Annotated in this window: 15 protein-coding genes; 7 read left to right on the plus strand and 8 right to left on the minus strand. The window is 63.5% G+C overall.

All coding sequences use genetic code 11. The annotated features are described in order from the left end of the window. The first annotated feature begins 60 nt into the window (after positions 1–60). The 4 genes from pgi to tal all read left to right on the plus strand — a co-directional run bounded on the left by pgi (position 61) and on the right by tal (position 5,200). A complete protein-coding gene (pgi, locus tag ACEOAC_RS20305) occupies positions 61–1,734 on the plus strand; it encodes a glucose-6-phosphate isomerase (protein WP_413444100.1) in 1,674 nt (557 codons plus the stop codon). A gap of 50 nt (positions 1,735–1,784) precedes the next feature. Continuing rightward, positions 1,785–3,251 carry a glucose-6-phosphate dehydrogenase gene (gene zwf, locus ACEOAC_RS20310; protein ID WP_413444099.1) on the plus strand — a complete coding sequence of 489 codons (1,467 nt, stop codon included), beginning with the start codon at positions 1,785–1,787 and terminating at the stop codon, positions 3,249–3,251. 38 nt (positions 3,252–3,289) lie between these two features. Beyond that, positions 3,290–4,144: an SIS domain-containing protein gene (locus ACEOAC_RS20315; RefSeq protein WP_034310514.1), complete on the plus strand. Its 855-nt coding sequence runs from the start codon at positions 3,290–3,292 to the stop codon at positions 4,142–4,144. Between the two features lie 120 nt (positions 4,145–4,264). Continuing rightward, a complete protein-coding gene (gene tal / locus ACEOAC_RS20320; RefSeq protein ID WP_413444098.1) occupies positions 4,265–5,200 on the plus strand; it encodes a transaldolase in 936 nt (311 codons plus the stop codon). Positions 5,201–5,278: 78 nt separating this feature from the next. Here the strand turns inward: tal and ACEOAC_RS20325 are convergent, their stop codons facing one another. From ACEOAC_RS20325 to ACEOAC_RS20345, 5 genes are all read right to left on the minus strand, one after another. Continuing rightward, complete coding sequence (locus tag ACEOAC_RS20325; RefSeq protein ID WP_413444097.1) at positions 5,279–6,823, minus strand: methyl-accepting chemotaxis protein; 1,545 nt, start codon at positions 6,821–6,823, stop codon at positions 5,279–5,281. A 201-nt stretch (positions 6,824–7,024) separates the two neighbouring features. After that, entirely contained in the window at positions 7,025–8,062 is a 1,038-nt protein-coding gene (locus ACEOAC_RS20330) for an L-idonate 5-dehydrogenase (RefSeq protein ID WP_413444096.1), read from the minus strand. Positions 8,063–8,089: 27 nt separating this feature from the next. Further along, positions 8,090–8,884 (minus strand): SDR family NAD(P)-dependent oxidoreductase, encoded by a 795-nt coding sequence (locus ACEOAC_RS20335; RefSeq protein WP_413444095.1) that lies wholly within the window; start codon positions 8,882–8,884, stop codon positions 8,090–8,092. A 71-nt stretch (positions 8,885–8,955) separates the two neighbouring features. Beyond that, positions 8,956–10,509 (minus strand): gluconokinase, encoded by a 1,554-nt coding sequence (gene gntK, locus ACEOAC_RS20340; protein WP_413444094.1) that lies wholly within the window; start codon positions 10,507–10,509, stop codon positions 8,956–8,958. Between the two features lie 73 nt (positions 10,510–10,582). After that, positions 10,583–11,935 (minus strand): GntP family permease, encoded by a 1,353-nt coding sequence (locus ACEOAC_RS20345; protein WP_006463834.1) that lies wholly within the window; start codon positions 11,933–11,935, stop codon positions 10,583–10,585. A gap of 639 nt (positions 11,936–12,574) precedes the next feature. Between ACEOAC_RS20345 and ACEOAC_RS20350 the strand changes: the two genes are divergently transcribed. The 3 genes from ACEOAC_RS20350 to ACEOAC_RS20360 all read left to right on the plus strand — a co-directional run bounded on the left by ACEOAC_RS20350 (position 12,575) and on the right by ACEOAC_RS20360 (position 17,812). Next, on the plus strand, positions 12,575–13,645 hold the full coding sequence (locus tag ACEOAC_RS20350; RefSeq protein WP_413444093.1) for a LacI family DNA-binding transcriptional regulator: 1,071 nt from the start codon (positions 12,575–12,577) through the stop codon (positions 13,643–13,645). A gap of 268 nt (positions 13,646–13,913) precedes the next feature. Then, positions 13,914–15,674 (plus strand): gamma-glutamyltransferase, encoded by a 1,761-nt coding sequence (gene ggt / locus ACEOAC_RS20355; RefSeq protein WP_006465275.1) that lies wholly within the window; start codon positions 13,914–13,916, stop codon positions 15,672–15,674. A 749-nt stretch (positions 15,675–16,423) separates the two neighbouring features. Beyond that, positions 16,424–17,812 (plus strand): hypothetical protein, encoded by a 1,389-nt coding sequence (locus ACEOAC_RS20360; protein WP_413628553.1) that lies wholly within the window; start codon positions 16,424–16,426, stop codon positions 17,810–17,812. A 49-nt stretch (positions 17,813–17,861) separates the two neighbouring features. Here the strand turns inward: ACEOAC_RS20360 and ACEOAC_RS20365 are convergent, their stop codons facing one another. The 3 genes from ACEOAC_RS20365 to ACEOAC_RS20375 all read right to left on the minus strand — a co-directional run bounded on the left by ACEOAC_RS20365 (position 17,862) and on the right by ACEOAC_RS20375 (position 22,172). Continuing rightward, the gene (locus tag ACEOAC_RS20365; protein ID WP_006465271.1) at positions 17,862–19,184 is read right to left on the minus strand and encodes a hemolysin family protein; all 1,323 of its coding nucleotides are present in this window, start codon (positions 19,182–19,184) and stop codon (positions 17,862–17,864) included. A 239-nt stretch (positions 19,185–19,423) separates the two neighbouring features. Then, positions 19,424–20,431: a zinc-binding alcohol dehydrogenase family protein gene (locus ACEOAC_RS20370; protein WP_102663097.1), complete on the minus strand. Its 1,008-nt coding sequence runs from the start codon at positions 20,429–20,431 to the stop codon at positions 19,424–19,426. Positions 20,432–20,603: 172 nt separating this feature from the next. Beyond that, on the minus strand, positions 20,604–22,172 hold the full coding sequence (locus ACEOAC_RS20375) for a PLP-dependent aminotransferase family protein (RefSeq protein ID WP_413444877.1): 1,569 nt from the start codon (positions 22,170–22,172) through the stop codon (positions 20,604–20,606). Between the last annotated feature and the right edge of the window lie 71 nt (positions 22,173–22,243).

Here is a 22,243-nt window from a genome sequence, read left to right on the forward strand (position 1 = left end):
GCAGGGATGGATGCCGCAGCCAGACATGACAGGCCACGACAGCCAACCCATCTCCGACTCATGCATACACCCGCCCTGATCGACACGGCCGCCTTCAAGGCATTGCAAGAACACCACGCCACGGCTGTCCAGTGGCACATGCGCGATCTGTTCGCCCGCCAGCCCGACCGTTTCGAGCGCATGCATGTGCGCGCCGCCGGGCTCCTGCTGGACTACTCCAAGAACCGCATCGACACCGACACCCTCGCGCTGCTGATGAGCCTGGCCCGCGAGCGCGGCGTGGAAGCCCTGCGGGATGCCATGTTCAATGGCGAGAAGATCAACTTTACCGAACATCGCGCCGTCCTGCACACCGCGCTGCGCGCACCCGAAAATGTGGCCGGGGCCGTAGTGGACGGACAACCCGTTGCGTCAGAGGTTCATGCGGTGCTCAAGCACATCCGTGCATTCAGCGAGCGCGTGCGCAGCGGTACCTGGCGCGGCTACAGCGGACGCGAGATCACCGACATCGTCAATATCGGTATCGGCGGCTCCTTCCTGGGCCCGCAAATGGTGTGCACCGCCCTGCGCGCCTACGCGCACCCACGCCTGCGCGCCCACTTCGTTTCCAATGTCGATGGCCATGACCTGGAAGAGGTGCTTTCCCGCGTCGATCCCGAGACTACGCTCTTCATCGTCGCCTCCAAGACCTTCACCACCCAGGAAACCATGCTCAACGCCCGTTCGGCGCGCGCCTGGTTCTTGCAGCACGGCAAGCCCGCAGACCTGGCCCGACATTTCGTGGCTGTCTCCACCAATGCGGCCGAGGTGGTCGCCTTCGGCATCGATACCGAGAACATGTTCCCCTTCTGGGACTGGGTGGGTGGCCGTTATTCGGTCTGGTCGGCCATCGGCCTGCCGGTGGCGCTGCTGGTCGGCTACGACAATTTCGCTGCCTTCCTGGCCGGCGCGCACGATATGGACCGCCATTTCCGTGAAGCCCCGCTGGAATCGAACATGCCGGTAATCCAGGCGCTGGTGGGCATCTGGAACCGCAACTTCCTCGGTAGCGCCTCGCTGAGCATCGCCCCCTATCACCAATGGTTGCGCTTCTTCCCGTCCTACCTGCAGCAACTGGACATGGAGAGCAACGGCAAACGCATCACCCGTGACGGCACGCCGGTCACGACCCTCACCTGTCCGGCCATCTGGGGCGACGTCGGCACCAACGGCCAGCACGCCTATTTCCAGTTGCTGCACCAGGGTACCGACATCACGCCCATCGACTTCATCGCCGTCCTCAAGCCCTCGCACGGTATTGCCGGTCACCAGGAAGCGCTGCTGGCCAACTGCTTCGCGCAGTCCGAAGCCTTCATGCGCGGCAAGGATGCCGACGAGGTGCGCGCCGACCTGCAGGCACAAGGTCTGCCCGAAGCGGAACTCGCGGCCCTGATCCCACACAAAACCTTCGAGGGCAACCGCCCCAGCAATACCCTGCTGCTGCCGGAACTGAGCCCGCATGCCCTGGGCGCGATGATTGCGCTGTACGAGCACAAGACCTTCGTGCAGGGCGCGATCTGGGGCATCAACAGCTTCGACCAGTGGGGCGTGGAACTGGGCAAGGTGCTGGCCAAGACCATCCTGGGCGAACTGCAGGCCGAGGATGCTCCGCAGGCCGCACGCCACGATGCCTCCACCAGCGCCCTGATCGCCCTGGCCCGCCAGACCGCCCAGACCAGCCGGCAGGGCAACTAAACACGTAGCGCTCCATCCGCTACTTCACGTACAAAGAGACGACACACACCATGGCTACTTCTGATTTCGATCTGGTTTTATTCGGCGGCACCGGCGACCTCTCGATGCGCAAGCTGCTGCCCGCGCTGTATGCCCGAGACCGCGCCCGCGACCTGCCGCCCGATGCACGCATCATCTGCCTGGGCCGCGACGAGAAATCCCGTGAAGACTTCCTCAAGCTGGTGGAGAAGGATTCCAAACCCCACGTGCCGGCCGCCAACCTGGATGCCAGCGTCTGGGAACGCTTCACCGGCCGCCTGCAATACGCCTCGGTCAACGCCAAGGAAGCCGACAGCTTCAGCCACCTGAAGGATGCCCTGCGCGACATCGCCGGCCTGGCGCGGGTGTTCTACCTGGCCACCCCACCCAGCCTGTTCGCCTCCATCTGCGAAAACCTGTCCAAGGCCGGACTGGTCACGTCGACCTCCCGCGTGGTGCTGGAAAAGCCGCTGGGCCGCGACCTCAAGAGCGCCCGTGACATCAACGCCCAGGTCGGCCGCTTCTTCCAGGAATCGCAGATCTTCCGTATCGACCACTACCTCGGCAAGGAAGCGGTGCAGAACCTGCTGGCGCTGCGCTTCGGCAACGTGCTGTTCGAACCCCTGTGGCGGCGCGAATGGATTTCCGACGTGCAGATCACCATCGCCGAAGAACTCGGCGTGGGCGGCCGCTTCGACTACTACGACACCTCCGGCGCCCTGCGCGACATGCTGCAGAACCACCTGCTGCAACTGCTCTGTATCGTCGCCATGGAACCGCCGGTATCGAACTCGGCCGACGCCGTGCGCGACGAAAAGCTCAAGGTGCTGCGCTCGCTCAAGCGCTTTACCCCCACCACGCTGGCCATGAACGTAGTGCGCGGCCAGTACCGCGCCGGCCATGTCGATGGCGTGGCCGTGCCGGGCTACCGCAAGGAAGCCGATGCCAACCCCGACTCGCGCACCGAGACCTATGTCGCAGTCAAGGCCGAGATCGACACCTGGCGCTGGGCCGGCGTGCCGTTCTACCTGCGTACCGGCAAGCGCATGGCCGACTCCCTGGCCGAGATCGTGGTGCGTTTCAAGAGCGTGCCGCATTCCATCTTCGCGCACCAGAACGACACCCCGAACTGCCTGGTGATCCGCCTGCAGCCTGACGAAGGCCTGCACATGAACCTGATGGCCAAGCAGCCTGGCGACGGCATGCGCCTGCGTCCGGTGGAGCTGGAGCTGGACTTCCGCGAGAAGTTCAAGACCCCGCGCATGGACGCCTACGAACGCCTGCTGCTGGACGTGTTGCGCGGTCATCTCACGCTCTTCATGCGCAGCGACGAACTGGAAGCCGCCTGGGAATGGGTGGAGCCCATCATCGATTACTGGGACCAGCAGGAGGCCGACCCGGTCCCCTACAACGCCGGTACCTGGGGGCCTGCTGCGGCGAGCGCCCTGATCGGTCGCGATGGACTGCAGTGGCGCGAAGAAGCCCTGCCCGAGGTCTGAGCAGCGCCCGCTAGCGTCACCAGGTCACCGTCATGTCCATGCTGCTCGACTCCATCCGCACCCACATCAACTCCCTCTCCAAGTCGGAGAAGAAGGTGGCTGCGACCATCCTGGCCAACCCGCAACTGGCCTTGGCCGAGAACCTGACGGCGCTGGCCAAGAATGCGGAAGTGTCGGAACCGACCGTGATCCGTTTCTGCCGCGCCATCGGTTACGAGGGCTGGCATGACTTCAAGCTCAAGCTCGCCCAGAGCCTGGCGCTGGCCTTGCCGGGCGCGGATGAAACGCTGGCCCAGGACGACCTGGCCGCCGATCTGGTCAACAAGATCTGCAGCCGTTCCATCAATACCCTGCTGGACCTGCGCAACCACCTCAACCCGGATGCCATCCAGCTGGCGCTGGACGTACTGGCACGGGCCAACAAGATCGAGTTCTACGGCCAGGGGACCTCCGGCATCGTGGCCAACGACGCACAGCACAAGTTCTTCCGCTCGGGCGTGCCCACAGTGGCGTATTCCGACCCGCACATCCACAGCATCGCGGCCTCGCTCCTGAAGGCCGGCGACTGCGTGGTGGCGATCTCGCAGCGCGGCGGCAATGCGGCCCTGCTGCGCTCGATCCAGCTGGCGCGCAAGGGCGGTGCCGACATCATCGTGCTCGGCCCTTCCGGCACCCCGCTGGCCGAACTGGCCACGGTACTGGTGCCGATCGACCTGTCCTTCAACATCGACCCCTATACCCCCATCTCGGCGCGCCTGGCGCACCTGGTGGTGATCGACATCCTGGCGGTCGGACTGGCGCTGCGACGCGGCCCGGAATTCCGCAAGAAGATGCAGAACGCGCAGAAGTCGCTGCAGAAATTCGACATGCAATTCGACTCCTTCTTCCGCTAAGCGTGCCAAGTGCAGCGGCAGATCAAGGATCAATGATTTAGCGACATTCACCGACAGACAGGAAACGGCCATTGCGTACAATGCCTATCCTTATTCTTCACCCTAGCAACAGGACTTTCCATGAGCCAGCTTGAACAGTTGAAGCAGTACACCACCATCGTGGCCGATACCGGCGACTTCCAGGCCATGAAGGCCTTTGCGCCCCAGGATGCCACCACCAACCCCTCGCTGATCCTGAAGGCGGTGCAGAAGGCCGAGTACAAGCCGCTGCTGGAGTCGGTGGTCAAGGCCCACGCCGGCAAGAGTACCGATGCCATCATCGACCGCCTGCTGATCGCCTTCGGTCTGGAGATCCTGAAGCTGATCCCGGGCCGCGTCTCCACCGAGACCGATGCCCGCCTGTCCTTCGATACCGAAGGCACCGTCGCCAAGGGCCGCGAGCTGATCCGCCTGTACGAAGAAGCCGGCATCGCCCGCGAGCGCGTGCTCATCAAGATCGCCTCCACCTGGGAAGGCATCCGTGCCGCCGAGATCCTGGAAAAGGACGGCATCCGCTGCAACCTGACCCTGCTGTTCTCGCTGCCCCAGGCCATTGCCTGCGCGGAAGCCCGCGTGCAACTGATCTCCCCCTTCGTTGGCCGCATCTACGACTGGTACAAGAAGTCCACCGGCCAGGAATATACCGGCAGCGACGATCCCGGCGTGCAATCGGTCAAGGCGGTCTACAACTACTACCGCAAGTTCGGCTACGCCACCGAAGTGATGGGCGCGAGCTTCCGCAATACTTCACAGATCGTCGAACTGGCTGGCTGCGACCTGCTCACCATCAGCCCGGACCTGCTGCAGAAGCTGGCCGACAGCGATGCTCCGGTGGAACGCAAGTTGAGCAAGGAAGCCGCCGATGCGGCCGAAATCGAGCGTATCTCCCTGGATGAAAAAGCCTTCCGCCTGGCCCTCAACGCCGACGCCATGGCCACCGAAAAGCTGGCCGAAGGCATCCGCCAGTTCGCCGCTGACGCCGTCAAACTGGAGCAGATCGTGGACGCCTTGCGCTAAATCCCGCGTTCAGATCAACAAGTACAAAGGCCGCATCGTGCAGACGATGCGGCCTTTGTCGTTCATGGCGGATCGCGCCTAGGGCAATGCGCGCGCCCCACCCATCCGGCACTGGAAAAAGCCCATGGTGGTCTGCAGCACCATGGCGCGTCGGTTCAGCTCCTCCGAAGTCACGGCAAGCTCTTCGGAGCTTAGCGAGTTCTGCTGGATCACCTGGGCCAGCTGGCTGGCGGCGACACTGATCTGGCTGACTGCGGTGGATTGCTTTTCTGAGGCCTGGACGATTTCCTGTACCAGTTCCGAGGTACGTCCGATCGCCGGCAGCATGTGCTGCAGCTGCTCTTCGGCGGCGCCCGCCAGGATCACGTTGGCGCGGGCGACTTCATCGATTTCCTGCGCGGCGGCCTGGCTGCGTTCGGCCAGCCGCCGGACCTCGGCCGCCACCACGGCGAAGCCGGTGCCGTGCTCACCTGCATGGGCCGCCTCGATGGTGGCATTGAGCGCCAGGAGGTTGGTCTGATAGGCGATGTCGTCGATGACCGCGATCTTGCCGGCGATCTGCTGGATCGCCTCCACCATCTGCCTGAGGGTCTGCGCGCACTGCCCTGCCTGGCTGGCAGCACCGGCGGCGATCTGCTCGGTCTGGCGCGCATTCTCGGAGGTACTGAGGATGGACCCGTGGATCTGCTCCAGTGCCATGCTGGTCTGCTCCACACCAGTAGCCTGCTCGGTCGAGGCACGGGAGAGCGACTGCGCCGTGGCGCTGACCTCCTCGGCGGTGCTGACCATGGCTTCGGCACTGGCGGTGACTTCGGCCACCACCTGGCACAGGCGTTCGATCATGGTCTTGATGGAATTCATCATGCTCCGGCCATGGCGCGGCTTCAGAGCGATCTGCTGCACGAGGTCGCCATCGGAGAGGCGTTGCATGACCGTGACCACGTCGCCCGGTTCAGCGCCCAACTGGCGTGTGAGAGTGTGGGTGATGCCCCAGCCGGCACCCAGCATGATCAGCAGGACCCCGCCGGCCATCAAGAGCACGGTCTGCAGCGCATGTTCGATGATCTCGCGCGCCGACAGGGCGCTGGCTTCGCCCAGGGCGATGTTGTAGGAACGATGGCGCGCAAAGGCGGCCTGCACGGCTTCGATAGCCCCGCGAAACTCCAGCCCCACCACGATCTTGCCCTGCTCGTCCAGGCCCTGGTCCACCAGCGCCAGCAGGCGTCGCACCACGCCCTCGAAAGCGGTCAGGCGCTGGAGGTCGTCTTCCAGCATGGCCAGGTCCGTTTCATCGGTGACATAGGCCGCGCGGTAGACTTTCATCTGCTTGTCCAGGCGCTGGCGGTAGATCTCGATTTCCTGCAGGAGACGGCGCCGATCGCTGGGGTCCTGGTTGGCCTGGTAGTGATAGACCCGGCCCTGGATGGCATTGAAGGCGCCTTGCGCATCATCCAGCGATGTAACGCTGGGGACGGTATTGACTTGTGCGTAGTTGGCAGCGTGGTAGACGTTCTCGATCTGGCGCAGGCTGACGGCGGCGGTGGCAGCCAGGCCCAGCATGGCCAGCACGATCAACAGAAACAGGCGCTGTCCCACCGTCAGCGCATAAGGTCTGGCCATCATGTCCTCCCCCCAGAGGTTTACCGTGCTTGTCAGGCGGGACGGGCATTCATCCCTGCCATCCCATGGGGGCAAAACTTATAGCGTACACAAGATATTGTCAATCTGGCATAGATGATCGGACCAGAAAGCAAGGCAGGACTGCCTTTCGGATGCGGGGCGATCACCACACTGCAGAACAGCGTGGACATCGCCCCGGGCGGATCAGTCGAAACTGATCTGCACCTTCATCATCTTCGAACGGTCGCCGGCGATCTCGAAGGCCTCCACCGCCTGTGCGATGGGATAGGTGGCCGAGATCAACGGCTTGACGTCCACCAGGCGGCGGTTCATCAGCTCGACGGCCATGGCGAACTCTTCATGGAAGCGGAAGGCACCGCGCCAGTCCAGCTCCTTGCCCACCAGCAGGTTGGCCGGGAACTGGATGTCCCCGCCCAGGCCCACCTGCACGATCACGGCCTGCGGACGCAGCGCCTCCAGCGCACCCACCAGCGCGCGCTCGTTGCCGCTGGCTTCGAAGAGCACGTCAAAGGTCCCCTTGTCGGCGGCGTAGCCCTTCAGGGCGTCGGGGGTCTCGGCCATGTTGATGGCGCGGTCGGCGCCGACCTTCAGTGCTGCTTCCAGCGGCATCTTCGCCACATCGGTGACCACCACTTCCAGCGCGCCGGCGCGACGGGCGGCAATCACCACCAGGGCACCGATGGGGCCGCAGCCCGTCACCAGCACGCGCTTGCCCACCAGCGGACCGGCGCGACGCACGGCATGCAATGCCACCGACAGCGGTTCGGCCATGGCAGCCTCGCCATCGCTGACGTGGTCGGCCACGACGTGGGCCTGTGAACGCTCGATGACGATTTCCTGGCGGAACGCGCCCTGTACGTGCGGGGTGCGCATGGCACTGCCGTAGAAACGCATGTCCAGGCAATGGTTCTGCTTGCCTTCCTGGCAGTATTTGCACTGACCACAGGGGCGGCTGGGCGAGATGGCGATGCGGGTACCGGGCGCGATGTCGGTGACGGCGCTGCCGACTTCCGCGATCTGGCCCGATACTTCGTGGCCCAGCACCATCGGTTCCTTGATGCGCACCACGCCGAAACCGCCGTGGTGGTAGTAGTGCAGGTCGGAACCGCAGATACCGCCGGCCTTGACCTTGACCTTCAGTTGTTGCGGCTGCAGTTCGCCGCTGTCGAGTTGCTGGATGCGCAGGTCGTGCGGCGCATGGATGACGAGGCCTTGTTGCATGATCTTCTCCTGAATGGCATCAATGATTTACAGGGTCGCGGTGACACCGCCATCCACGTAGAGGATGTGGCCGTTCACGAAACGCGAGGCATCGCTGGCCAGGAACACGGCCGCGCCCACCAGGTCTTCGACATCGCCCCAGCGACGCGAGGGCGTGCGGCCGACCAGCCAGTCGGTGAACTTGGCATCGTTGACCAGGGCCATGTTCATCTCGGTCTTGAAATAACCCGGGCCCAGGCCATTGACCTGGATGCCGTACTTGCCCCAGTCGATCGCCATGCCCTTGGTGAACATCTTCACCGCGCCCTTGGTGGCGGTATAGGGGGCGATGCCGGGACGACCCAGTTCGCTCTGCACCGAGCAGATGTTGATGATCTTGCCGGCGCCACGCGGGATCATGTGGCGCGCCACTGCCTGGGCGGCATAGAAGACGCTGTTGAGGTTGGTGTTGATGAGGTCGTGCCAGTCCGATTCCTTGAACTCCTCCAGCGGATTGCGACGCTGGATGCCGGCGTTGTTGACCAGGATGTCGATGGCGCCGATCTCGCCTTCGATCTTCTGCACGGCGGCCTTGACCTCCTCGGAAGAGGTGGCATCGAAGCTGGATTCATGGATGACGTGGCCTTCGGCACGCAATTGCGCCGCCACGCCGGCCAGCTTGCCGGCATCGCGACCGTTGAGCACGATGGCCGCGCCCGCTTGCGCCATGCCGCGCGCCAGTGCCAGGCCGATGCCGCCGGACGAACCGGTGATCAGGGCCAGCCGGCCTTCGAGGGAAAAACCCTGCAGGCCTGCCGGCAGGGAGGTGGTCTTGGTGGTCATGTGGTCTCTTTCTTCTTGTTGGGGAGGTGGCAGATCGAAACTGCTCAGGCCGGCCTGCGCCGGAGCAGCGTTCAGTGCGCCTTTCCGGTCTCGCGCTGGAAGGCGGCGATGGCGTGGTACTCCGCTTCCAGCTTGGCCGGAATGGCCGCAAAGATGGGTTGCAGGCGGCTGTAGACCGCCACCGCGTCGGCATGCGGCGCGTGATGGTTGGTGGACCCGACCATGCCGGAAATCACCGACAGCGACGGCACCAGCCCCAAGGCCCAGGCGCCCAGCACGGCCGCGCCCAGGCAGGACGATTCCACGCTTTCCGGCACCATCACCTCGCGATTGAAGATGTCGGCCATCATCTGGCGCCACAGGGCCGAACGGGCAAAGCCGCCGGTGGCCATCATGCGCTTGGTCGGGCCGACCAGTTCTTCCAGCGCCGGCAGGATGCTGTAGAGATTGAAGATCACCCCTTCCAGCGCGGCGCGGATCATGTGGTGCTTGCCATGGTGCAGGGCCAGGCCGAAGAAGGAGCCGCGCAGGTCGGCATTCCACAGCGGTGCACGCTCGCCGGCCATGAAGGGATGGAACAGCAGCCCTTCGGCGCCGGGGCGCACCTTCTCGGCGATACGGGTCAGGGCCTCATAGGGATCGACGCCTTCATCACGGGCCGCGGCCGCCTCGGCGGTCGCCAGTTCATCGCGCACCCAACGGAAGATGTTGCCGCCGTTGTTGACCGGGCCGCCGACCACCCAGTGCTTCTCGGTCAGGGCGTAGCAGAACAGGCGGCCATGCGGGTCTGTCAGGGGCTCATCGATCACCGTGCGCATCGCGCCGGAAGTGCCGATGGTCACCGCGACGTGGCCGATCTCGATGGCGTTCACGCCCAGGTTGGAGAGCACGCCGTCATTGGCGCCGATGATGAAGGGGGTGTCCACCGACAGCCCCAGGCGCTGGGCCATCCCGGGTGACAGCGGCGGCAGGCGGTGGGTGGTCGGCACCGGCGTGGGCAACTGCTCGGGCGTGACGCCCAGCAGTTCCAGCGCACCGCGATCCCAGGCCAGCTCGCGCAGGTTGAACATGCCGGTGGCCGAGGCGATGGAGTGGTCCACCACCCACTGGCCGAACAACTGGTACAGCAGGTACTCCTTGATGCCGACAAAGCGCGCCGCCTTGCTGAAGACTTCCTGCTTTTCATGGCGCATCCACATCAGCTTGCACAGCGGCGACATCGGGTGGATGGGCGTACCGGTGCGGCGGTAGATGGCGTTGCCGTCGTGTTCGTGCTTGATGCGCTCGGCCCAGACCGAGGCGCGGATATCGCCCCAGGTGATGCTGTTGGACAGCAGGCGGCTCTCGGCATCCAGCGCAATGACGCTGTGCATGGCGGCGCTGAAGGACAGCAGGGCGATCTCCTGCGGGGCTGCGGCGGCAGCTTTGACAGCGCCGGCAATCGAGGCCAGCGCAGCCTCGACGATCTGTTGCGGGTCCTGCTCCGCCATGCCCGGCTCGGTACAGATCACCGGGTATTCCTGCGCATGCTGTGCGACCACCTTGCCATCGAGCGTGAAGACGACGGACTTGGTGCTGGTGGTGCCGATATCGACACCGAGCATGTAGCGGGCGGAGTGGGACATGAACATTCCTTATCTGACAAATGGCAAGACGCCCGGACCAGCCGGGCGTTGCATCGTGAGTATTAAATGACGATTAAACGACGAGGTTGAGCAACATGATGAAGATGATAGCAACAACCGAGATCAGTGTTTCCATCACCGTCCAGGTCTTGAAGGTTTCACCCACGCTCATGTTGAAGTATTCCTTGACCAGCCAGAACCCGGCATCGTTGACGTGCGACAGGATCAGCGAACCGGCGCCGGTGGCCAGCACCAGCAGTTCCTTGTTGGTACCGGGGATCAGTGCCACCAGCGGGGCCACGATGCCGGCACCGGTGATGGTGGCCACCGTGGCTGAACCGGTCGCCACGCGGATCACGCCGGCCACGAACCAGGCCAGCAGCAGCGGCGAAATCTGTGCATGCACGGCCAGTTGGCCGATGGCAGTCCCCACGCCGGAATTGACCAGCATCTGCTTGAAGCCACCACCGGCACCGATGATCAGCACGATGGCCGCGGTCGGCGCCAGGCTCTGGTCGACGAACTTCAGCACCTGTTGACGGGTGAAGCCACGGGCCAGGCCGAAGGTCCAGATCGCCAGCAGCAGCGCGGCCAGCAGGGCCACGATGGGGTTGCCGATGAAATCCATCAGGTCGCGCACGGCGTGGCCTTCAGGCAGGGTAACGTCGACGAAGGTCTTCAGCAGCATCAGGAACACCGGCGAAAGCACCGTCACCAGGGTGGTGGTGAAGCCCGGCAGGTTGCTGGTCTGCGGCTCGCGCGCCAGTTGCGCCATCAGTTCTTCCGAAGGCTTGATGTCGACGTAGCGCGAGATGAAGGAACCGAACATGGGGCCGGCGATGATGACCGTCGGCAGGCCCACCAGCAGGCCGTAGAAGATGGTCTTGCCGATGTCGGCACCGAAGATGCCGATGGCCAGCAGCGGCCCCGGATGCGGCGGTACCAGGCCGTGCATCACCGACAGGCTGGCCAGCATGGGCATGCCGATCTTGAACAGCGGCACGCCGGAGCGACGCGCCACGATGAACACCAGCGGGATCAGCAAGACGAAGCCGATTTCGAAGAACAGGGGAATACCGACCAGGAAGGCCCCCATCATCATGGCCCAGTGCACGCGCTCGCGGCCGAAGGCACGCACCAGCGTCTGCGAGATCTGGTCGGCACCGCCGGACTCGGCCATCAGCTTGCCCAGCATGGTACCCAGGCCCAGCACGATGCCGACGAAGCCCAGCACGCCGCCGAAGCCGTCCTGGAAGGACTTGACGATCTTGGGCAGCGGCATGCCCGAGATCAGACCGAGGAAGCCCGAGGTGATCGTCAGGGCGATGAAAGGATGGATGCGCAAGCGCGTGATCATCAGGATCAGCGCGAGGATCGCAATGACTGCATTGAACAGCAAGGTGGCGTCGTGGCTCATTCCCAGCATGGGATCTCCGATTGCCGATAGCCGATGCCGTGCGGCCCGCAAAGAGCCGCAGCAGCCTGGCCCCGGCGCGAGCCTGAGGACGGACGTCTCCTGCGGCCTGCCCTGGCGGGAGGCGCGAACATCTGCACTATCTGCGTAGTGTTATCTGATTGACCTGAGTGTGGTATGCCGCCGCTGACCCCGCCGCCGTGTGCCCGGAGGTTCGTATGTTAGCGTTAACATGGGGCGCGATGATAACGCTAACATTTTGCGCGGGTCAAACACTTGTTGTGCTGCAGTGCGGTAGAAGGAGGGGCGAACGGAGGGCCGGGCGTGCCGTACGGAAATCATTTTCTTTCGGGTGTGCTCCGGACTCATCCTGCCGGGGGAGGATGGCGGTGCTCTGTCGGCGTGTCTTCGATACGCCGCTGCGCGGCTACTCAGTCCGAACGGGAGGGGGTGATGGCCTGTGAGCGGTGGGCGGTGGGCACAGGACGAAGAGCGGAAGCGTTGATCATCGGAAACCGTTCGGACTGAGTAGCGGCATGGCCGCGTATCGAAGGCGCAGCGTCTCCTCGCATCCCACAGGAATCACGCCCTCCCGCCCCGCAAGCAGGTATCATGTGGCCACCCTGAATTGACCGCACTCTCCCGCTCTCCATGACCCAGCGCGCAGCACCCAAATCCACGCCCAGGCCCAAGCCGAAGTCTTCCGCCCCCGCACGCGGCAGCCGCGCCACCGGTCGCGTCACCATCATTGATGTGGCAGCCGAGGCCGGGGTCAGTCCGATGACGGTATCGCGTGCACTGAAGACGCCGGCCCTGGTGCAGGAACAGTCCCGCCAGCGCATCCTGGAGGCCATTGCCCGGCTCGGCTATGTCCCCAACCAGGCCGCCTCGACGCTGGCCTCGGCACGTTCGCAGGTAATAGCGGTACTGGTGCCTTCTCTCACCAATGCGGTCTTCATCGAAACCCTCTCGGGTATCCGTGACTACCTGGCCGGTGCCGGTTACCAGTTCCTCATCGGCGAGACCGGTTACGTGCGGGACAAGGAAGAACAACTCATCGCCACCTACCTGGCCCATGCGCCGGCCGGCTTCCTGCTCTCCAGCAGCGAACAGCACGACATCCTGCAGGCCCGCCCCGGCAGCCGCGACATCCCGGCCGTACGCATGTTCGACCTGGGACGCAGCCAGCACGACCTGTCGGTCGGTTTCTCGCAGACCCGCGCCGGGCAGGCGGTGGCACGTCATCTGGTAGAACGCGGCTATCGCCGACCGGCCTTCCTGGCGGCGCAGCTGGACCCGCGCATGATGAAGCGCCGAGAGGGTTTCCGCAAAGGCCTGATCGAGGCCGGCATCCAGCCGGATATCGAGGTGCTGCTGCCGGAACCGACCACCGTCAACATGGGTGCGCAATTGCTGCGCCGCGTGCTGGAGCAGCATCCGGACTGCGATTCGGTCTTCTGCTGCAACGATGACCTGGCCCTCGGTGCGCTCTTTGAATGTCAGCGCCAGGGCATCAGCGTGCCGGGGCAGATGGCCATCGCCGGCTTCAACGACCTCTCCTGGGCCGCTTGTGCCACGCCGTCCATCACCACGGTGGTGACGCCGCGCTATGACATCGGCTACAAGTCGGCCGAGATGCTGGTGCGCCAGCTCAAGGGTGAGGATATCGCCAAGGGTCGCCTGGACCTGGGCTTCGAACTGGCGGTGCGTGAGAGCACCTGAACCGGCGAAGGACTTCGTCGGCACCTGCTGCGCATTGGCGCTACCGCCCTCCTCCCGGCGAACCACCTCATCGGTCCGCCGCATCCCGTCCATCCATGGACGAATCACCATCAATAATCCATCCATCGCTGGCCGCTGGCTCTGGACAGATGCGGTCCATTCTCTACAATCTTCCGGTGTCGTCCAGGCTGCTGCCGCATCGCATCGGGACGGCATTCCTATAAATAATATGCACATTCTCAAGTCCAGATCATCAGGAGCATCCCTCATGCAGACATTCACCGGTCTTTGCAAACCCGCCGCCATGGCCCTGCTGCCCTTGTGCGGCGCACTGGCCTTCCTGCCGGCCAGCGCCCAGACGGCGCCGCCGGCGGCCCCCGTGGTCAAGTACGACCTGACCTACGACATCATCAGCCCGGTCCATAGCCAGCACGGCATGGTCGCCACCGAACAGGAACTGGCCACCAAGGTCGGCGTGGACATCCTCAAGAAGGGCGGCAACGCCGTCGATGCGGGCGTGGCGGTCGGCTTCGCGCTGGCGGTGGTGCTGCCCAATGCGGGCAACATCGGCGGTGGCGGTTTCATGATGATCCACGATGCCAAGACCGGCAAGAACGTGGCCCTGGACTTCCGCGAGATGGCGCCGCAGCGCGCCACCCGCAACATGTACCTGGACGACAAGGGCAACGTGGTCCCCGGCCGTTCGCTCTACACCCACCTGGCCGTGGGCGTACCGGGCACGGTGGCGGGCCTGTCGCATGCACTCGCCAAATACGGCACGATGAAGCTGTCGCAGGTCATCCAGCCGGCGGTCGAACTGGCCGAAAAAGGCTACCCGGTCAGCCGCAGCCTGGCGCTGATCCTGGCCGCCGAGCGTGAGCACCTGGGCCAGTGGGATTCGTCCAAGGCGATCTTCTTCAAGGAAGGTCGTCCCCTCAAGGAAGGCGAAATGCTGGTCCAGAAGGATCTGGCCAAGTCCCTGCGCCTGATCGCCAAGGAAGGCCCCAAGGCCTTCTATGACGGTGCCATCGCCAGGAAGATCGTGGCCGAGATGGACAAGCACGGCGGTCTCATCAGCGCCGACGACCTGCGCAACTACAAGGTGGTCGAACGCGTGCCGGTGTCGGGCAACTATCGTGGCTACCAGGTGATGTCCATGCCGCCGCCAAGCTCCGGTGGCGTACACATCATCCAGATGATGAACATCCTGGAACGTTATCCGCTCAAGCAATACGGCGCCGACAGCGCCCAGACCATCCACCTGATGGCCGAAGCCATGAAGCTGGCCTACGCCGACCGTTCGGAATACCTGGGCGATCCGGATTTCACCAAGGTCCCCGTCAAGGGCCTGACCTCGCGCGCCTACGCCGACGAACTGGCCAAGAAGATCAACCCGGATCGCGCCACGCCTTCCACCGAGATCAAGCCGGGCCAGCCGCAGCCGTATGAAAGCGACCAGACCACCCACTACTCCGTGGCCGACAAGGACGGCAACCTGGTGGCCACCACCTACACCCTGAACCTGAACTTCGGCAGCGGCATCGTCGCCACCGGCACCGGCATCACCTTGAACAACGAGATGGATGACTTCGCCGCCAAGCCGGGCGTACCCAATGCCTTCGGTCTGATCGGTGGCGACGCCAATGCAGTGGGACCGTACAAGCGACCGCTGTCGTCGATGTCGCCCACCTTCGTGCTCAAGGACGGCAAGCCCTTCCTGGTCACCGGCAGCCCGGGTGGCAGCCGCATCATCACGACCACGATGCAGACCATCCTCAACGTGATCGACCACGACATGAACGTGGCCGAAGCCACCATCACTCCGCGTATCCATCATCAGTGGGCGCCGGACCAGCTGCGCGTGGAAAAGGGGCTCTCCGCCGATACCCTGAAGATCCTGCAGGACAAGGGCCAGAAGATCAGCGTGCAACCCTCCATGGGACGCACGCAGACCATCCAGATCCGGGAAGACGGCTTTGACGGCTTCTCCGATCCGCGCAATCCGGATGGACGCACGCTGGGGTTCTGATCTGACTGTTGTGACATGAAGTATTGCATCACCCTGCCCCGTCACTGATTGACGGGGCAGGCAGTGAAGAGAGAAACCGGTTCCTGATTTTCAGGGACCGGTTTTTTTTCGACCGTGTGCGATGTGGGCGGCGACGTATTTCTCATCATTTGTTGCGACATCAAAGGTGAAATCCCGTGACGACCGATGGATGCTGGCGCAATCGCCCGTTCATCTGCATTGCTACGCGTCTGAACGTATGCAAAGGAAGAATAAAGTTAGTTTTCTGCCCGGACTGCGCATAGCCCAGAAGTTTCGAAAACTTTCTTACAACGACACTACGCCAGCTTCATTCATCCCTGCCAAATGTTCAAAATCCGCTATGACAAAGGCTTTTCGGGAGATGGGGATAGGCGTAGCTGCCCATACCAAAACTTCTTCTAGAAAATAGTCGCAATTAATTTGATATAAAAATCGAAATCGGAGTAGGTGTATTTAGTTAATCTTTTGAATTCCCGCGCTTTTTATAAATCCCCCCTTATCAGGATCAGGCAAGGCCATCACTATGGCTGCCGTTTGTCGCTGAATTCTGATTCCATCCAGGTTGAATACTGATCCGGTTCGGACTCATGCAGCGCCTTCGCGTCTACGCGAGCACGCTGTCTCCACCGGATCCGACTCCTCCCAGAGACCTGCCTGCACTGCCAGACGCCAAGTACCCGCCTGTCCGGCCATTCCTCTTCGATTCATTCATTTTAGGGAGCATCACCATGACCACTACCGTCATCAAGCATCATTCCGACGCCAATGACTACCTCAAGAAAATCTCCATCAGAAGCATCAAGGATGTGCGTGCACTCGACGTTGACCTGATGCTGGTCCTGGTCAATGGTGATCGCATCATCATCAACAATGGCGCACTCGATGCCATGGGTTCGCCGGACATGGCGCTGCAGTTCGCAGACGGACAGCTGCCGCTGGCCAGGGTATTCCAGCAGATCGACCAGATCGACGTCTCGCCCGAAGCCAACCTGACCGTCAGTTCCAAGGAGATCACGCGCTACAACAAGAACAACACCCGCACCAACAGGGCCCGCGAGGAAGAGGAAGAAGAAGGCGACAAGCCGGTAGTCGCCGATACCGGTGACCGGGACCCCAGTGCCGCTGCCGACACCCGCGGCAGCGAGGGCAACACCGAACGCCCCAATTATTCATCCATCAAGGCCCCCGACCATCAGAAGCAGATCACCGATGCCGAAATCAACTCGCAGCATGAAAAGAACTGGGGCGTGCAATGGCCCATCGCAGCCGGCGCATTGGCCCTGCTGGCTGCCGCAGCCGGCGGTGGCGGTGGCGGCGGTGGTGCGGCGGGCGGTGCCGCGGCTGCTGGCGCAGGTGGTGCTGGCAGCAGCGGCGGCGGCAGTAGCAGTTCTAACAGTGGCAGCGGCGGTGCAGGTGCTGGAAACGGCACTGCAGCCGCGGGCTCCGTCGATCCAGCCCCGGCCGTCATCAAAGGCGGCGTCGCGCTGGGTTCCATCTCGAACGCGAACATTACGGCCTATGACGAACAGGGCAAGCCCGAAGTGACTCCCCAGCCCGACGCGGCCATTAAACCCGACACCGCCGCCAAGCCTGAAGTCACAGCCCCCAAGGCCGCCCCCACCGCCGCCGATCTGCAGCTACTGGGCGTGGACATCTCCGGCAAGACAGCCGCGCAGCAGGAAGCCATCCTCGCTGCCATCGGCACCAGCGGCGCCGATGGCAAGGCCTTGAATTCCGTACCTGCGCTCGAGACCCTGGTCGCCAAGGCGGTTGCCGCCCTGGACAAGATCACCAACTATGCGAAGACCAATATGGCCGACGCGGCGCTGGGCGCCCCCACTGTCGCCGACTACCGCGCCATGGGCGTCGCCAAGGTGACTGACACCAACCTTGCCGCCGTCAACGCCGCCCTGGCCAGCAAGCTGGTCACGGACACGCAGGCCGATATCTTCGGCACCATCAACCCCACCGTGCTGGAAAAAGATGAAGAGGTCATCATCAACACCCCTAATGGACTGACAGCGGCGGACTTCCTCAGTCGCCTAAAAGCAGCAGCAGCGCTATCGAAGCCCCCTCCCCGCCCCCGAAACAAAAAATGCCGTCCAGCACGACGCTGAACGGCATTCCTGGTGCAAGGACCGGCGTGGTCCTCAGTCAGGCACAGACCTACTCCCGCATCTCCACCATCTTCGGATAGACCTTCACCAGCACGATCTTCGGCCCAGACATGCGCTTGATGACCACGTCGAAGGCGGGAAACTCGATCTTCTGGCCTTCCTTGGGGAGGTCGCCCAATTTCTCCATCACCAGGCCACCGACGGAGTCGATGCTGTCGTCGTACTCGATGTCGATGCCCAGCATGTTCTCCAGCGTGACGATGGGCAGGCTGCCCTTGCCCAGCAGGGTACCGTCGTCCTGGCGGGTCCACTCGCCGGTGTTGTGGCGGAATTCGTCGCGGATCTCGCCCACCAGCAGGCTGAGCATATTGTCCAGGGTGATGAAGCCCTGCGGCGGCTGGCCCTTCTTGCCGATGACGGCGAAGTGCGGCGTGCCGGTGCGGAAGCGGCGCAGCAGGTCCAGCGCCGGCAAGGCGGGCGAGATGAACTGCACCGGGCGCAGATAATCCTTCAGGTTGCCGATGGCGCGACCATCCTGCTGCGCCAGGAACACGTCCTTCAGGTGGACCAGGCCCAGCACCTGCTGGCGCTCGGCGTCGAAGTAGGGATAACGCGAATAGCGGTTGCGGTAGATGATGTCCAGGTTTTCTTCCTGGGTCTTGTCATCGCCCAGGGCCACGATTTCACTGGCGGGGCGCATGATGTCGGCCACGTCCAGTTCGGCGAAGTTCAGGCTCTGCGCGAGCATGTTCCATTCGTCGCGGGTGAACTTGCCACTCTTGCCGCTCTTGCCACCGGCGCGCAGGATCAGCTTGAGTTCATCCGAGGAATAGTGCGCGTCATGCCCATGGCCGGCGCCCAGTCCGGCCACGCGCAGCAGCCAGTTGGAGCTGGCGTTGAGCACCCAGATCAGCGGATACATGCCCCAGTAGAAGCCATACAGCGGCACGGCGCACCACAGGCCCAGCTTTTCCGGGCTGCGGATGGCCATGGACTTGGGGGCCAGTTCACCGGCCACGATGTGCAGGAAGGAAATGACGAAGAAGGCAAAGACGAACGAGATGCCGTGGATCAGTTCCTGGTTGGTCACGCCCACCAGCGAGAAGAGCGGTTCCAGCAGCCGGGCGAATGCCGGTTCACCGATCCAGCCCAGGCCCAGCGAGGCCAGGGTGATACCGAGTTGGCAGGCGGAGAGATAGGCGTCCAGTTGATTGTGGACCACGGCCAGGATGCGGCCGCGCAAGCCTTGTGTTTTTGCGATGGCCCGGATGCGCGTTTGACGCAACTTGACCAGACTGAATTCTGCAGCAACGAAAAAACCGTTCAACGCAACCAGGAAGAAGGCTGCGACGATCAGTAATATGTTTTCCAACGAGGGTTCCTATCGGGGTTGTCAAAGGGCCCGGACGCAATGAACCGGTCCGGACCCGGTAATTTACCATGGGTCGGCGGGCGAACCGGTTTTGCTATCAAAATAACAATATTTTGCGCCGACGTTCAACACCGCGGGTCATCCAATGGATGACCCGCGGCCGGCGCTCGAATAAGCGTCGGGCCGCGAGACGGCTGAGCTCAGGGTTGATTGCCTCTCCTGGCCTGGCACCCGAGGGCTCAGAAGCCTTCCAGCACCACCTTGCCCCGCGCCCGATTGGTCTCGATCAGGGCATGCGCGCGGCGCAGATTCTCGGCATTGATGCTGCCGAAATGCTCACCCGTGGTGGTGCGCAGCACACCCTCGTCGATCAGTTGCGCCACGCGTTGCAGGAGCTCGTGCTGGCGGATCATGTCGGCGGTCTGGAACATGGAGCGCGTAAACATCAGCTCCCAGTGCAGTGAAATGCTCTTGCGCTTGAGCGGCACCACATCCAGCGTGGCCGGGTCGTCGATCAGGGCCAGTTGGCCCTGCGGCGCCAGCACCTCGACGATTTGCGCAAAGTGCTGGTCGGTGTGGGTCAGGCTGATGACGATATCGACCTCGGGGATGCCGATCTTCTCCAGTTGCGGCTTGAGCGGCTGGCTATGGTCGATCACGTGGTGCGCGCCCAGCTCCTGCACCCATTGCACGGTCTCCGGGCGCGAGGCGGTGCCGATGACGGTCAGTTGCGTCAGGCGGCGGGCCAGCTGGGTCAGCATGGAGCCAACGCCCCCGGCAGCACCGATGATGAGCAGGCTGCGTCCCTGGCCACCACCTTCCGGCACGGCCACGCGGTCGAACAGCAGTTCCCAGGCCGTGATGGCCGTCAGCGGGATGGCCGCTGCATCGGCGTGGCCCAGGCTGGCGGGCTTGCGGCCGACGATGCGCTCGTCCACCACGTGCAGTTCGCTGTTGGAGCCGGGTCGGGTGATGGAGCCGGCATAGAACACTTCATCACCAGGCTGAAACAGCGTTACCGCCGATCCCACGGCGCGTACCACGCCCGAGGCGTCCCAGCCCAGTACGCGCGGCTCCTTGACGGGCGAGCCGGCGCGCACCTTGGTATCGACCGGATTGACCGAGATCGCCTTGACCTCGACCAGCAGGTCGCGCTCGCCCGGTGTGGGCTCAGGCAGGGTGGTATCGATCAGGGACTCGGGGTTGCTGATGGGCAGGCCGTGCTGCCGGTAGACAATGGCTTTCATGGGAAATCCTTTTCTGTGGAACGTGAGGGTTGCATCAGGCAGGAGGCTTGTATCTGCCTGCCTTGCATGGACACCATCTTAGGTCCGCAAGCTCGCGCCCGCCAGAACCTGCCCCGATAAAGACTTTCATCGCAGAAGCGAAAATCGCCCGCAATCCCTTGCCGCTGGCGGCTCACGCCAGATGCGGCTTGATCACCGCAGCCAGCTTGTCGAAGGCCCGGGCGATCTCGTCATTGGGCACGCTCGCATAGCCCAGCAGCAGCCCACGCCGCGCACCACGGGCATGCATGTAGTAGCGCGACAGCGGTCGCACCACGATACCGGCGGCCAGCGCCTGCTCGCAGATGAGCACGTCGTCGCACTCCTGCGGCAGACCCAGCACCAGGTGCAGGCCGGCCTCGCCGCCGGTGATGGTCATCTTTTCGCCGAAGTGGCGATTGATGGCCTGTTGCAGCAACTGCAGCCGTTCCGCGTAGAGCACCCGCATCTTGCGGATGTGCGACGCAAAATGCCCCTCGGCCATGAAGTCGGCCAGCGTCGCCTGCAGGAACACCTGACCATTGCGATACAACTCGGCGATGCCCGTGGCGAAGGCGCGCGCCAGCGATTCCGGCACCACCAGGAAACCGATGCGCAAGCCCGGGAACATGATCTTGCTGAAGGTCCCCATGTAGAGCACCCGGTCCTGGGTATCCATGCCCTGCAGCGAGGCCAGCGGCCGTCCGCCGTAGCGGAATTCGCTGTCGTAGTCATCCTCGATGATCCACACCTTGTGAGTCGCGGCGTATTCCAGCAGCATGCGCCGCCGCGACAGGCTCATCACCATGCCCAGCGGATACTGGTGCGAAGGCGTGGTGCAGATGAAGCGCGGCGGCCGGCGCAGGTTGGCCAGGCGCATGCGCATGCCTTCCTGGTCCACCGCGATGGGGACCGACTGGATGCCCAGCGAATTGAGCACGCTGCGCGTGCCCCAGTAGCAGGGATCTTCGACCCAGGCGGTATCGCCATGCTCGCCCAGCAGCTTGACCACGATGTCGATCGATTGGTGGATGCCGGTGGTGATCAACACCTGCGAGGCCGTGCAATTGACCGAGCGTGCCACGCGCAGGTATTCGGCGATCTGCTCGCGCAGCCCCGCATAACCGGCGCCGGGGCCATAGGTCAGCAGGTCCGAATTGGAACGACGCCAGTGCTTGTTCTGCAGCCTTCCCCAGATCTTGTAAGGCACGCAGGTGACATCCGGCACACCCGGCATGAAGGCGCCCCACTGGCGCTCGCCGACACCGGCCTGCCGCGTCAGCAACGCACCCCGCGCCGACAGTTCGGACTTGCCGGAGGGGTCCGTCAGCGGCTCCTTGCGCTCCACTGCTTCGGGCATCTGGTCCGGCGCCGTGTCGGCCACGAAGGTGCCGGCGCCGGTGCGGCTTTCCAGATACCCCTCGGCCAGCAACTGCTCATAGGCATAGGTCACGGTATTGCGCGAGGTCCCCAGCTCAGTGGCGAGGTCGCGCGAGGACGGCAATTGCATGCCGGCCGGCAAGGTGTGGGCCAGAATGGCTTCGCGGATCAACTGGTAGATCTGCCGATTCACCGGAACGGCAGCCGCGGTCTTGCCTGTTCGGGGGCCTTTCGTTGCGGTGCTTTCCCGGCCGGCAGCGGCACGGCCCTTGCCCGGACCGGCCTTGGAGGAAGGACGGTTGATGCGCAGCAGCAGATAGTCGGACAAGGAGGCGAGTTTCAAGTGGCACCATCAGATATTTGAAATTGGCTCTATATTACAGTGCCACTTGGGTTTTATATTGTTTCCCGACT

Source organism: Herbaspirillum frisingense, assembly GCF_047325095.1.
GTDB lineage: Bacteria > Pseudomonadota > Gammaproteobacteria > Burkholderiales > Burkholderiaceae_D > Herbaspirillum > Herbaspirillum frisingense.